The following is a 14,256-nucleotide window of genomic DNA, read 5'->3' as shown; positions in this document are numbered from 1 at the left end:
ATTATAGGGAGTTTCCTGTGGCCCGCAACCCTTAAATGACAGAAAAATGACTGACTGCTGCATTCCACAGCAAAACCCCGCCTTATACCCATTTACGCACAGAGTTATCCACAATCGTAAGCAAATTATCTGTCAGCGTCCCTGAAAAAGGAGAGAACCGGTATGAAAACTTCTATATAGAAAGAAATTCACTCTACGCTATATAAAGAAGAAGGGCTGACAACTTAAGCTCCATAATCCCTACCACCTTTGAATTACGCCCCCCATCAGGCGATAATACCCGCACAAACCGTGATTCCAGGACCGTGATGAGACACTCACTGCAACGTACTGCTATACGCAAACGCCCGATGAAGCTTGGCACCACCGTGATCCTCATGGTTAGTGCAGTTCTCTTCTCCGTGCTGCTTGTCGTTCATCTGATTTATTTCTCGCAAATTAGCAACATGACGCGCGATGCGTTAGCGAGTAAAGCGCTTGCCGTCGCGCGAACGTTGGCCAACTCTCCGGAGATCCGCCAGGGACTAATGAAAAAGCCCGAGGAAAGCGGTATTCAGGCGATTGCCCAGGCGGTGAATAAGAGCAACGATTTTTTGTTCATCGTCGTCACCGATATGCAAAGCATTCGTTACTCCCATCCCGAAGCACAGCGAATCGGCCAGCCATTTAAAGGCGATGACATTTTGCTGGCCCTGCAAGGTAAAGAGAATGTCGCCATTAATCGCGGATTTCTGGCTAAAGCCCTACGGGTATTCACCCCTATATACGACGAACATCACCAGCAAATTGGCGTGGTGGCGATCGGTCTTGAGCTAAGCAGAGTTGCTGAACAGATCAATAACAGCCGCGGCAGCATCATCTGGTCAATCTTATTTGGCGTGCTGGTTGGGCTGCTCGGCACATGGATATTCGTTAAGGTCCTCAAACGCATTCTGTTTGGTCTGGAACCTTATGAAATCTCCAATCTGTTCGAACAACGCCAGGCGATGCTGCACTCTATAAAGGAAGGAGTCATTGCCGTTGACGAGTGCGGTGAGGTGACGTTGATTAACCAAGCTGCGCAGGAGCTGCTGGATTATCACAAATCACAAGATGATGCCCAGCTCTCCACGCTCAGCCATGCGTGGTCACAGGTGGTCGATTTTTCACAGGTACTACATGACGGAACGCCGCGCCGCGATGAAGAGATCATGGTGAAGGATCGGCTACTCTTAATTAACACGGTCCCGGTACTCAGCAACGGTAAAATCATCGGCGCCATTTCAACCTTCAGAGATAAGACTGAAGTCCGAAAGTTAATGCAACGCCTGGACGGTATGGTCAACTATGCCGATGCACTTCGTGAACGATCCCACGAATTCATGAATAAATTGCACGTGATTCTGGGATTATTGCATCTGAAAAGTTATAAGCAGCTTGAAAATTACATCCTCAAGACCGCGAACAATTATCAGGAAGAAATTGGCTCACTGTTAGGAAAAATAAAATCTCCGGTGATCGCAGGATTTTTACTCAGTAAGATTAATCGCACATCTGATTTAGGCCATAGCCTGGTCATCAGCAATGAAAGCCAGCTACCGGAAAATAACAACGAAGATCAGGTGGCGGTGCTGATTACCGTTCTGGGGAATCTGATTGAAAACGCCCTGGAGGCGCTAGGTCAAGAACCTGGTGGTGAGATCAGCGTATCCTTGCATTATCGACACGGCTGGTTGCATTGCGAAGTGAATGACGATGGTCCGGGGATCGCCCCCGAAAACATTGAGCACATCTTTGAGAAGGGCGTTTCGTCAAAAGGAACCGAACGGGGCGTAGGTTTAGCGCTTGTTAAACAACAGGTTGAAAACGTTGGCGGCAATATATCCGTCGAGTCTGAACCTGGGATCTTCACCCAATTTTTTGTACAGTTACCGTGGAATGGTGAGAGGGCCAGCAGATGATCAATGTCTTAATTGTCGATGACGATGCAATGGTAGCGGAATTAAACCGCCGTTATGTCGCGCAACTCTCCGGTTTTCACTGCTGCGGCACAGCCTCCACGCTGGAGAAAGCAAAAGAGATAATCTTTCATAGCGGTCATCATATCGATCTGATTTTGCTAGATATTTATATGCAAAAAGAAAACGGCCTGGACCTGCTACCGGTTCTGCACAGTGAAGGTTGCAAGTGCGATGTCATCGTCATCTCTTCTGCAGCCGATGCCACTACCATCAAAGATTCACTTCACTACGGCGTCGTTGACTACTTGATCAAACCTTTCCAGGCGTCCCGGTTTGAAGAGGCGCTCACCGGCTGGCTACAGAAAAAAACTGAGATGGAAAAGCATCAGTACTATGAACAGTCTGAGCTTGACCAGTTGATTCACGGCAGCTCCTCCAATGAACAAGAAACGCGGCGCTTACCCAAAGGATTAACGCCACAAACGTTGCGCACGTTGTGCCAGTGGATTGATGAGCACCAGGATCAGGAGTTCTCCACGGATGAGCTGGCTAACGAGGTCAATATCTCGCGCGTCTCTTGCCGTAAATACCTTATCTGGCTCGTCAATTGTCACATCTTATTTACCAGCATCCATTATGGCGTGACCGGCAGACCTGTTTATCGTTATCGCGTGCAGGCTGAACACTATTCATTGCTTAAACAATATTGCCAATAAATACACTTGGGATTATTTGTTATTTGAAAGTAACAATTATTAAAATAATGAAAAATCCCTATTTCACCAACTGACACTGCAAAATTATAAATTTGCGTTAGATCAAATATATTTGTATCCGGCATGTTAAATGTATTATTTTAATATTGACAAATATCACACTGTTTTTAATTTCAAAATCGCTAACAAAAGTTAATTAAGTATTATCTAACTCGCAGAGTGTGTATTTTTACCCATAAAGGATTAGTCTGAAATTAACCAGACATACAAAATCTAGACTGGTAGCAATGGAGACCATGCTACGTACCATGGACACCGTACATTTTTGTGAGCAAATAAAAGTATCCGTACGCCGACTTCATCACATCATGAAATGGCGTGACCGTGATCACATAAATAACCCACTCACTCATTCTGTCGGTGGTTCATGTAATAGCGGAAAACGCAAAATAGATAAATTACAGCGTCAACCGCGGCTCTCCATGTTCAGCTCTGCTTCCCATCGCCTGAGGATTCTCTCCTCTGATCAAAGCCACAGAAAAAACCAAATATCGCCATAACTTTAAAAAAAAATTCTAGCAAGACATTTGAACATTAATCGCAAATACGGACATATCGAATACTGACCATTTTTTGATGCTTATTCTGGCAAAAAAGAATGTGGCACAGATCCATTTTTCAAAAAATTGACTGGGTTTTTCGCGAGGGTAAATAAAATGTTATTTAGTATACAACTTCTCATAATATTAATATGTTTGTTTTATGGTGCCAGAAAGGGCGGTATCGCGCTGGGTTTATTAGGCGGTATCGGCCTGGTCATTCTGGTTTTCGTTTTCCATCTCCAGCCGGGTAAACCACCTGTAGATGTCATGCTGGTTATTATTGCCGTGGTGGCCGCATCGGCAACCTTACAAGCCTCCGGCGGTCTTGACGTTATGCTGCAAATCGCTGAAAAGCTGCTGCGCCGTAACCCAAAATATGTTTCCATCGTCGCACCTTTCGTTACCTGCACCCTGACGATTCTCTGCGGTACAGGGCACGTGGTATACACCATCCTGCCAATCATTTATGACGTTGCCATTAAGAACAATATTCGCCCGGAACGTCCGATGGCGGCGAGTTCTATCGGTGCGCAGATGGGGATTATCGCCAGCCCGGTTTCTGTAGCCGTTGTGTCACTGGTAGCAATGCTGGGTAACGTAACGTTTGAAGGCAAGCATCTCGAATTCCTCGACCTGCTCAGCATCACCATCCCGTCTACCCTGTTGGGTATCCTGGCGATCGGTATCTTCAGCTGGTTCCGTGGTAAAGATCTGGATAAAGATGAAGAGTTCCAGAAGTTCATTTCTGTACCTGAAAACCACAACTATGTGTATGGCGATACCGCCACGCTGTTAGACAAAAAGCTGCCGAAAAGCAACTGGCTGGCCATGTGGATCTTCCTTGCCGCTATCGCCGTTGTTGCCGTACTCGGCGCGTTCTCTGAGCTGCGCCCTACCTTTAGCGGCAAACCACTGTCAATGGTGCTGGTTATCCAGATGTTCATGCTGCTGACCGGTGCACTGATTATTATCCTGACGAAGACCAATCCCGCTTCAATATCTAAAAACGAAGTCTTCCGTTCCGGTATGATCGCGATTGTGGCGGTGTACGGTATTGCCTGGATGGCCGAAACAATGTTCGGCGCGCACATGACAGAAATCGAAGGTGTGCTGGGCAATATGGTGAAAGAGTATCCGTGGGCCTATGCAATTGTTCTGCTGCTGGTATCCAAATTTGTAAACTCCCAGGCAGCAGCGCTGGCAGCGATTGTTCCGGTCGCACTGGCAATTGGGGTTGATCCAGCGTACATCGTGGCTTCCGCTCCGGCATGTTACGGTTACTACATTCTGCCGACCTACCCGAGTGACCTGGCGGCTATTCAGTTTGACCGCTCTGGCACCACCCACATCGGCCGCTTCGTTATCAACCACAGCTTCATTCTGCCTGGTTTGATCGGCGTAAGCGTATCCTGTGTCTTTGGTTGGATCTTCGCCGCAATGTACGGTTTCCTGTAATCACAGTTCGCGTGCCGTCCGCGTTGGTACGGCACGCCACCATTAAGACACAGAGAATTTTAAAATTCCTGAGAAAAATGAAAAGGCTGGAAGCAAATGTCAAAAGTTGAATTCACTTACCAGGCGGCTTTCCCACTGGGGGAAGACAAAACTGAGTACTACCTGCTGACATCCGATCACGTCAGTGTCGGCGAGTTTGAAGGCGAAACAATCCTGAAAGTAGCTCCTGAAGCACTTACGCTACTGGCCCAACAAGCCTTCCACGATGCCTCCTTCATGCTCCGCCCAGAACACCAACAGCAAGTCGCCTCAATTCTCCATGATCCCGAAGCCAGCGAAAACGATAAGTACGTGGCGCTGCAGTTCCTGAGAAACTCCGAAATCGCCGCCAAAGGCGTGTTGCCAACCTGCCAGGACACCGGTACGGCAATTATCATGGGTAAAAAAGGTCAGCGCGTTTGGACCGGCGGCGGCGATGAAGCGGCCCTCTCCAAAGGCGTATTTAATACCTATATTGAAGATAACCTGCGCTACTCGCAAAACGCGGCGCTGGATATGTACAAAGAAGTGAATACTGGCACCAACCTGCCCGCACAAATCGATCTGTACAGCGTGGACGGTGACGAATACAAATTCCTGTGCGTGGCCAAAGGCGGCGGCTCAGCCAACAAAACCTATCTGTATCAGGAAACCAAAGCGCTGCTGACTCCCGGCAAACTGAAAAACTTCCTGGTTGAGAAAATGCGCACGCTGGGTACTGCAGCTTGCCCGCCGTATCACATCGCATTCGTCATTGGCGGGACGTCAGCGGAAAGTACCCTTAAAACGGTGAAACTGGCCAGCACACACTACTATGACGCGCTGCCGACTGAAGGTAATGCTCACGGCCAGGCGTTCCGCGATCTGCAACTAGAACAGGAACTGCTGATCGAGGCACAGAAACTCGGCCTTGGCGCTCAGTTTGGCGGGAAATACTTCGCACATGATATCCGCGTGATCCGCCTGCCTCGCCACGGCGCATCCTGCCCGGTTGGTATGGGCGTTTCTTGCTCCGCAGACCGTAATATTAAAGCCAAGATTAACCGCGAAGGGATCTGGATTGAAAAACTGGAACATAACCCAGGTCAGTACATTCCGGAATCTCTGCGCCAGGCGGGTGAAGGTGAAGTGGTTAAAGTTGACCTTAACCGCCCGATGAAAGAGATCCTCGCCCAGCTCTCTCAGTACCCGGTTTCTACTCGTCTGTCACTGAGCGGTACTATCATTGTCGGTCGTGACATTGCCCACGCGAAGTTAAAAGAACGTATTGAGTCCGGCGAAGGTTTACCGCAGTACGTGAAAGATCATCCGATCTACTACGCGGGTCCGGCCAAAACGCCTGCAGGCTATCCGTCCGGTTCTTTAGGCCCAACCACCGCGGGTCGTATGGACTCCTACGTTGACCTGTTGCAGTCTCACGGCGGCAGCATGATCATGTTGGCGAAAGGTAACCGTAGCCAGCAGGTGACTGACGCCTGCCACAAACACGGCGGCTTCTACTTAGGCAGCATCGGTGGTCCGGCAGCGGTACTGGCGCAGCAGAGTATTAAGCATCTGGAATGCGTGGAATACCCGGAGCTGGGAATGGAAGCTATCTGGAAAATCGAAGTAGAAGATTTCCCTGCTTTCATCCTGGTCGATGACAAAGGCAACGATTTCTTCCAGCAAATCGTCAGCAAACAATGCGCTAACTGCGCGAAGTAACCCATTCGGCCCGGCACTGGACTGGCACTAAATTTTTGGCGTCAGTCCAGCGATCCCCCCGGGCCAACTTTATCCCCCCATTTACTGGTATTGAATTTTTGCCGTTCACAGGGAATAGTGACCTTTTCCATTACGTGTGAATTCACAATGCTCCGCACTCTGAACCCCACAATCTTGCACACTGGCGCAGTGTTCCTGGCGCTGATCCTTATCTACACCGGTATCTCTGCCTCGGAGAAAATCACCTGGCTGATGGAAGTCACGCCGGTCATTATTGTCGTCCCGCTGTTGCTGGCTACCATGAAGCAGTATCCATTGACGCCGCTGCTTTATACGTTGATTTTCTTGCACGCCATCATTCTGATGGTAGGCGGGATGTATACCTACGCCAAAGTTCCCGTCGGTTTTCAGGTTCAGGAATGGCTGGATCTCAGTCGTAACCCCTATGACAAGTTGGGTCACTTCTTCCAGGGGCTGGTACCAGCCCTAACAGCAAGAGAGATTTTAGTGCGTGGCAATATTGTCCGTGGTCGTAAGATGCTGGCATTTTTGGTCTGCTGCGTAGCACTGGCGATTAGCGCAATGTATGAACTGATCGAGTGGTGGGCAGCGCTGGCAATGGGACAAGGTGCGGAAGACTTCCTTGGCACGCAGGGTGACCCGTGGGATACCCAGTCGGACATGTTCTGCGCCCTGCTCGGTGCGTTAACAACGATCCTCGCGTTGGCGGGCTGGCACAATCGGCAGTTGAAAACGGCCGGAGAGCGCTAACGCTTCTCCGGCAATCTGCGCTACCTACTGCGATACTTGATAACCAGAATCGGCAAGGCGAACAACAGTGTCAGAAAGTTCGCCATGCTGACAGCGGTATCTTCAATCAATAACCCATAAGCCAGCCACAACACCAGCCCGCACACAAACATCACATACATTAAACCGGAGATACCCTGGGTGTTGCGGGTGGTAATAACCTTAATCGCCTGCGGCAAAAAAGAGAGCGTCGTCAGCGTTGCCGCCAGATAGCCAATCCAGGAATGCCACTCCATAGCTAGGCCTTCACATCGCTGGCTACTACCACCGGAATCTCCGGAGTATTCGACTGTTTGACGGGCGACGGCACTTTTCGGTACTTATCCAGCAGGTGGATCTGAATCTTACGCAGCATATCGCCATTCAACCGGTAGTAACGGAAATAGAGCACCAGTGTCACAACGAAAAAAAGCGTGGGCAGCGCGATCATGATGAACTGCATGCCGAGGATGGTCTCAGCAGATTGCGTCGCATTCGGAACATAACCAATCAATCCCAGCACCACCGCAATAAAGAAAGCGGAAAACGCCGAGCCACCTTTGACCACCATTGTCTGCACGGCATAGGCAATACTCTCGCAGCGGACGTTAAACTTGTATTCACCGTAATCTACGGTGTCCGCCACCATAATCACCTGCAGTACCCAGAACAGCGCCGTACCAATGTTCAGAAGGATCCCTGCGGTAACAATCAGGAAAGTATTGTGGAATGCCCCCAGAGCCATAATCAGCAATACGCCTGCGCTGAGAACTGGCATAACCGAAGCGCCAGCCCACAGTACCCGGCGAGAAAGCGCCTTTGACAGACGGGGAAAGAGAATCAATGTCAGCAAGTTAGCTGCTCCGGCATAGGAGAGGTAGTATGGGAAAAGGTCAGCATCACCCACCACGTAGGTGAAGTAGTAAATCGCAAAACCTGTAATGATATTGGACGCCACGTTGTAAGCCAGCGCCATCCCCAGCAGGCAGGAAAGCTGATCGTTTTTGTAGATAAGCGCAAGGATTGATTTCAGCGTCAGCCGGGTGCTGTCTGCGGTAGCTTCGCTGTCAGAGGAATACACTTCATGCACATTACGCAAGGTTACGAGGGTAGAAACAATAAAAAATGCGATCAGCACCAGCGTAAACATCTGAAAACCGAACCCGCGATCCGCGCCGCCAACATAGTTTACAAAGGGTAGCGTCACGCCCGCGGTGACAAACCCTGCAAGGCTGGCGAAAAAACGAGGGAACGGCACCAGTTGTTCACGTTCGCGTTTATCCAGCGTAATCGTGGGGACCAGCGACCAGAATGGAATATCCATAATGGTGTAGGTCATCCCCCATAAAATATACGTCACGCAAACAAATACGACCTGCGCAGTACCCTCAAACAGATGTGCGCTAAAAAGCAAAAACAGCACCAACGAGTTCGCCAGCGTACCGAGTAAGATCCAGGGTTTAAATTTTCCCCAACGCGACCGGGTGGCATTCACTATCCACCCCATCACCGGATCGTTAAACGCGTTCCATATTTTTGCCACCAGGAACAAGGTTCCGACGACGCCCACCGATAATCCCACCACGTCGGTGTAGTAATACATCAGGTACATGTACACAATACCGATGGCGAAATCCTTACCGAACGCTCCAAATCCGTAACTGAGTTTTGTTGTCAGAGAGATGCTCATAGGGTATCGGGTCGCTGTTACCAGCGCCCGCCTTCTGTAAGAGGAAACGTCAGAGGTTAAACGCCGGATGCTCTGCCCGGCGTGATTGTGTATTAACGGTGCAGCCAGGCCGGCAGCCAGTCGCCGTGAGACGCGATCAGGTCGTCCACCAGCGCATAAATCTCTTCAATCCCCAGTACCGCGGCGGTATGCGGATCCATCATCGCCGCGTGATAAACACGATCGCGGTTCTCCGTCAGGATGGCTTCCGTTAGCAGAGTCTGAACATTGATATTGGTTTGCATCATAGCCGCCAAATGTGACGGGAGAGCACCGACTTTCGTTGGCTGAATACCATTCGCATCAACCAGACAAGCGACTTCAACACAGCAACCTTGCGGCAGGTTATCGATCAGATTGTCATTGCGAACGTTGCCATAGACGACGCTTGGTTCACCGGTCCAGATAGCGTTCATGATAGTGCTGGCATATTCGCGCGACGGTTTAATGTCGATCCGCTCAGCCGTTTTGTACTCTTCCAGCTCTTTTTTCCAGTTCGCCAACTGTTCCACACAACGTTTCGGATATTCATCCAATGGCACCTTATAGCGCTCAATCAGATCTTCACGCCCCGGTTTGATAAACCACGGCGTATATTCGGCGAAGTGCTCCGACGATTCGGTGACGAAATACCCCAGTTTTTTGAACATTTCATAGCGCACAATGTTCTGGCAACGGGTATTTCCGTGAATATTCGGTTTCGGCGCCTGACCGGATTCATAGGCCGCCAGCAGCTCCGGGTAGAGATTCACATAGGCGCCGTCCGCCGTTTTGCGCTCCAGCTCCAGATAAAATGCCATATGGTTGATCCCGGCACTGCGATAGCGCAAAGAGGCAGGGTCAATGTTCAGATCGCGGGCCAACTCCTCCGCCGTCCCCTGCACCGAATGACACAGCCCAACTTGCTTAATATGCGGATAGCGCGCATACATTGCCCAGGTGTTCATCGCCATCGGGTTAACGTAGTTAAGCATGGTGGCCTGCGGACAGACTTCGGTCATATCCTCACAAATCTGCCATAAATGCGGAATGGTGCGCAGCGCGCGCATAATGCCGCCCGGCCCCAGCGTGTCGGCAATCGTCTGCTCCAGACCATGGCGTTTACACACCGTAAAATCGGTGACGGTACAGGGTTCATAGCCGCCGATCTGGAAAGCGACCACCACAAAATCAGCATCCTGTAATGCTGCTTTTTGATCGGTATAGCAGGTGATTCGTCCAGACGCGCCCGCAGAATCCATCAACTTGCGCACAACAACGTGTGACTCTTCCAGACGCGTAGGATCGAGATCCATCAAGGCGATATGCGCAGATTTAAGCGCATCGCGGTGAAAGACGTCCCCAAGAATATTTTTGACGAAAATCGTGGAACCGGCGCCGATAAAGGTAATTTTGGGTGCAGACATCATGACTCTCCAGAACATTAGTGAACACAGTCATGGTGGCACAGCGTATAGCTGAAAACTTCCGACTTCTCTGCTGAGCATTCCCATAAACTCAGATCATCACTCTGCACCCTATTGGATCTGAGTTTATGGGACAAAATTACCCAAAAAGCAGAGTATGTGGCCGCAAAATGTCGCTATGCTCAATGGTAACGGTCCAATTTGTGTCCTGATTCTCAGCCTTGATACGTGTTAAATGACATGATTCTGATAATTCAGGAAATGGAGCAACCATGAGTACATTACCGACATCGCCTCTTCCTCCCGATCCGCACATGTGCAGTAGCGATGAAGAACAAACCCGCAGCCCGCTATCGCTGTACTCAGAATATCAACGGATGGATATCGAGTTGCGCTCACCGCATGCTATGCCAGCCAGCCACTGGCATGGGCAGGTGGAGATCAATGTGCCGTTTGATGGTGACGTCGAGTACCTGATCAACAACGAAGTCGTACAGATAAAACAGGGACACATCACGCTATTCTGGGCCTGCACACCGCATCAACTCACGCGTCCGGGCAGTTGCCAAAGTATGGCTATCTTCAATTTACCGATGCACCTTTTCCTCTCCTGGCCGCTGGATCGCGAGTTGATCAACCATGTTACCCATGGAATGGTCATCAAATCGCTGGCGTCGCAGCAGTTGAGCACCTTTGAAGTTCAGCGCTGGCAACAGGAACTGAACAACCCGAACGAACAAATTCGCCAGCTCGCCATTGATGAAATTGGTCTGATGCTCAAGCGGTTTAGCCTTTCCGGCTGGCAGCCTATACTCGTCAATAAAACCTCGCGGACCCACAAAAACAGCGTGTCGCGGCACGCCCAGTTTTACGTCAGCCAAATGCTGAGCTTTATTGCCGATAACTACGATCAGGCGCTCACCATCAACGACGTCGCGGAACACGTGAAGCTCAACGCCAACTACGCGATGGGGATTTTCCAACGCGTAATGCAACTCACCCTGAAGCAGTACATCACGGCAATGCGGATCAATCACGTCCGCGCATTGCTAAGCGATACCGATAAAACCATTCTCGACGTTGCGTTGACCGCCGGATTCCGTTCCAGCAGCCGTTTTTATGACACCTTCAGCAAGTTTGTCGGCATGTCGCCGCAGCAGTACCGCAAACTAAGCCAGCAGCATCGGCAAACAATGGCTGGTTGATATCATTCGGCCATATCAGTATCAGCCAAAAAAATAATCCCCCTGTCGATAAACGGTGGTGAAAAACCGCCAATAAGCAAACGTAACCATATGTTTAAAAACAAATTAAACATAAATCAGACTATTTTTCACCCGCTTTACAGCCCGTTTTGACAGGATAATACTTGCCTGCGTCACATTCATACGGTGTGTCTGCAATTCATAGATTGCAACCTTTCCACAACCGGGTAAAAGATGATGAAAGTATTAATTGTTGAAAGTGAGTTTCTGCATCAGGACACCTGGGTCGGTAGCGCTGTCGAACGTCTGGCTGACGCATTAAGCCGCCAAAATGTTACCGTCATTAAGTCCACCTCATTCGACGATGGCTACGCAATCCTCGCCGCCAATGAAGCCATTGATTGCCTGATGTTCAGCTATCAAATGGAACAACAAGACGAACATCTGAACGTCAGGCAATTGATCGGCAAGCTCCACGAGCGCCAGCAAAACGTTCCCGTATTCCTGCTGGGCGATCGCGAAAAAGCCACCGCATCGCTGGATCGCGACCTGCTGGAGCTTGTCGATGAATTCGCCTGGATTCTGGAGGACAGCGCTGACTTTATCGCTGGCCGTGCCATCGCAGCGATGACTCGCTATCGTCAGCAGTTGTTACCACCGCTGTTCAACGCCCTGATGAAATACAGCAATGTCCATGAGTATTCCTGGGCTGCACCGGGTCACCAGGGCGGTGTCGGTTTCACCAAAACACCTGCCGGTCGACTGTACCATGACTACTACGGTGAGAATCTCTTCCGTACCGACATGGGGATTGAACGTACCAATCTCGGTTCTTTACTCGACCATACAGGCGCATTTGGGGAAAGTGAAAAAAATGCTGCCCGCGTGTTCGGTGCCGACCGTTCCTGGTCCGTAGTGGTCGGGACTTCCGGCTCTAACCGCACCATCATGCAGGCCTGTATGACCGACAACGACGTCGTGGTGCTGGATCGTAACTGCCATAAATCCATCGAACAGGGGCTGATCCTCACCGGGGCAAAACCGGTGTACATGGTGCCAAGCCGCAACCGGTACGGCATTATCGGGCCTATCTACCCGCAGGAAATGCAGCCTGAAACTTTACAGAAAAAAATCAGCGAAAGCCCGCTGACCAAAGGCAAAGCTGGGCAAAAACCGTCTTACAGCGTTGTGACCAACTGTACCTACGACGGTGTTTGCTACAACGCCAAAGAGGCGCAGGATCTGCTCGCACAAACCAGCGATCGCATCCACTTCGATGAAGCCTGGTACGGCTATGCTCGCTTCAACCCAATTTATGCCGATCACTACGCCATGCGTGGCGCGCCGGGCGATCATAACGGTCCTACCGTTTTTGCCACCCACTCGACCCACAAACTGCTGAATGCGCTCTCTCAGGCATCTTACATTCACGTTCGTGAAGGTCGTGGGGCCGTGAACTTCTCCCGCTTTAACCAGGCGTACATGATGCACGCCACCACCTCTCCGCTATATGCTATCTGCGCCTCAAACGACGTGGCGGTCTCCATGATGGACGGTAACAGCGGCCTGTCGCTCACTCAGGAAGTGATCGACGAAGCAGTCGATTTCCGTCAGGCCATGGCACGGTTGTACAAAGAGTTTACCGCCGAAGGCGACTGGTTCTTCAAACCGTGGAACAAAGAAGTGGTAACCGATCCGCAGACCGGTAAAACCTATGACTTTGCCGACGCGCCAGCCACATTGCTGGCAACCGATCAGAACTGCTGGGTGATGCGTCCGGGTGAATCCTGGCACGGCTTTAAAGACCTGCCGGATAACTGGAGCATGCTGGATCCGATCAAAGTCAGCATTCTGGCGCCGGGGATGGGCGACGATGGCGAACTGGAAGAGAACGGCGTACCGGCCGCACTGGTTACCGCCTGGCTTGGCCGCCACGGCATCGTGCCGACCCGAACCACCGATTTCCAGATTATGTTCCTGTTCTCCATGGGGATTACCCGCGGGAAATGGGGCACACTGATCAACACGCTGTGCTCTTTCAAACACCACTACGATGCCAATACCCCGCTGGCACAGGTGATGCCAGAACTGGTTGAGGAACATCCTGACACTTATGCCAACATGGGTATTCACGATCTGGGCGACACCATGTTCGCTTGGCTGAAAGAGAACAACCCAGGCAGCCGTCTCAATGCAGCCTACTCCGGTCTGCCGGATGCGGATATTACTCCGCGTGACGCTTACAACGCGATAGTCAGTGACAACGTTGAGATGGTGGCGATTGAAAATCTGGCGGGACGTATTGCGGCAAACTCCGTGATCCCTTACCCACCGGGAATTCCGATGCTGCTGTCCGGTGAAAACTTTGGCGATGCCAACAGCCCGCAAATTGGGTACCTGCGTTCGTTGCAGTCCTGGGACCACCACTTCCCTGGATTTGAACATGAAACCGAAGGAACGGAAATTATTGACGGTGTTTATCACGTTATGTGCGTGAAAGCATAAGGTCTCTTTTTAGATAGTCCGATGTTTAAGGTAGACATGTCATTCTTGAGTAATTCCTGAGTATTGCTGCAAAACAATAACACTGTCATACCTTTTTGCGCGGGACCACCCCGCGCTTTTTTTATACGCAAATAGCATCTTTCCACTTGCGTAAAAAAATGTGTAC

General features: G+C 50.5%; 10 protein-coding genes. 7 read left to right on the top strand and 3 right to left on the bottom strand.

Going from position 1 to position 14,256, the window contains the following annotated elements:
* Nucleotides 1–308: 308 nt before the first annotated feature.
* The 5 genes from OGV74_RS00690 to OGV74_RS00670 all read left to right on the top strand — a co-directional run bounded on the left by OGV74_RS00690 (nucleotide 309) and on the right by OGV74_RS00670 (nucleotide 7,227).
* The gene (locus OGV74_RS00690) at nucleotides 309–1,940 is read left to right on the top strand and encodes a sensor histidine kinase (RefSeq protein WP_003031877.1); all 1,632 of its coding nucleotides are present in this window, start codon (nucleotides 309–311) and stop codon (nucleotides 1,938–1,940) included.
* The gene (dcuR, locus tag OGV74_RS00685) at nucleotides 1,937–2,656 is read left to right on the top strand and encodes a two-component system response regulator DcuR (protein ID WP_003031875.1); all 720 of its coding nucleotides are present in this window, start codon (nucleotides 1,937–1,939) and stop codon (nucleotides 2,654–2,656) included. The genes OGV74_RS00690 and dcuR overlap by 4 nt, the downstream gene beginning before the upstream one ends.
* A 716-nt stretch (nucleotides 2,657–3,372) precedes the next feature.
* Nucleotides 3,373–4,713, top strand: coding sequence for an anaerobic C4-dicarboxylate transporter DcuB (gene dcuB, locus OGV74_RS00680; protein WP_003031873.1), 1,341 nt, complete (start codon nucleotides 3,373–3,375; stop codon nucleotides 4,711–4,713).
* 96 nt (nucleotides 4,714–4,809) lie between these two features.
* Nucleotides 4,810–6,456 (top strand): class I fumarate hydratase FumA, encoded by a 1,647-nt coding sequence (gene fumA / locus OGV74_RS00675; protein WP_003031871.1) that lies wholly within the window; start codon nucleotides 4,810–4,812, stop codon nucleotides 6,454–6,456.
* 147 nt (nucleotides 6,457–6,603) lie between these two features.
* Entirely contained in the window at nucleotides 6,604–7,227 is a 624-nt protein-coding gene (locus OGV74_RS00670) for a DUF2238 domain-containing protein (RefSeq protein WP_003031870.1), read from the top strand.
* A gap of 20 nt (nucleotides 7,228–7,247) precedes the next feature.
* Here the strand turns inward: OGV74_RS00670 and OGV74_RS00665 are convergent, their stop codons facing one another.
* The 3 genes from OGV74_RS00665 to melA all read right to left on the bottom strand — a co-directional run bounded on the left by OGV74_RS00665 (nucleotide 7,248) and on the right by melA (nucleotide 10,383).
* Nucleotides 7,248–7,502, bottom strand: coding sequence for a SemiSWEET transporter (locus OGV74_RS00665; RefSeq protein ID WP_003031867.1), 255 nt, complete (start codon nucleotides 7,500–7,502; stop codon nucleotides 7,248–7,250).
* A gap of 2 nt (nucleotides 7,503–7,504) precedes the next feature.
* Nucleotides 7,505–8,935: a melibiose:sodium transporter MelB gene (gene melB, locus OGV74_RS00660; RefSeq protein ID WP_032948355.1), complete on the bottom strand. Its 1,431-nt coding sequence runs from the start codon at nucleotides 8,933–8,935 to the stop codon at nucleotides 7,505–7,507.
* Between the two features lie 92 nt (nucleotides 8,936–9,027).
* The gene (melA, locus tag OGV74_RS00655) at nucleotides 9,028–10,383 is read right to left on the bottom strand and encodes an alpha-galactosidase (RefSeq protein ID WP_003031864.1); all 1,356 of its coding nucleotides are present in this window, start codon (nucleotides 10,381–10,383) and stop codon (nucleotides 9,028–9,030) included.
* 269 nt (nucleotides 10,384–10,652) lie between these two features.
* Here melA and melR point away from each other — a divergent pair, with 269 nt between their 5' ends.
* Together melR and adiA are read left to right on the top strand one after the other, a co-directional pair.
* The gene (gene melR / locus OGV74_RS00650; protein WP_003841146.1) at nucleotides 10,653–11,585 is read left to right on the top strand and encodes a transcriptional regulator MelR; all 933 of its coding nucleotides are present in this window, start codon (nucleotides 10,653–10,655) and stop codon (nucleotides 11,583–11,585) included.
* A gap of 237 nt (nucleotides 11,586–11,822) precedes the next feature.
* Nucleotides 11,823–14,090 (top strand): arginine decarboxylase, encoded by a 2,268-nt coding sequence (adiA, locus tag OGV74_RS00645; RefSeq protein WP_008321469.1) that lies wholly within the window; start codon nucleotides 11,823–11,825, stop codon nucleotides 14,088–14,090.
* Nucleotides 14,091–14,256 lie beyond the last annotated feature (166 nt).

It is taken from the genome of Citrobacter sp. Cf116 (assembly GCF_030336505.1).
GTDB classification, from domain to species: domain Bacteria; phylum Pseudomonadota; class Gammaproteobacteria; order Enterobacterales; family Enterobacteriaceae; genus Citrobacter; species Citrobacter freundii.
This window is presented reverse-complemented; position numbering and strand designations above follow the sequence as displayed.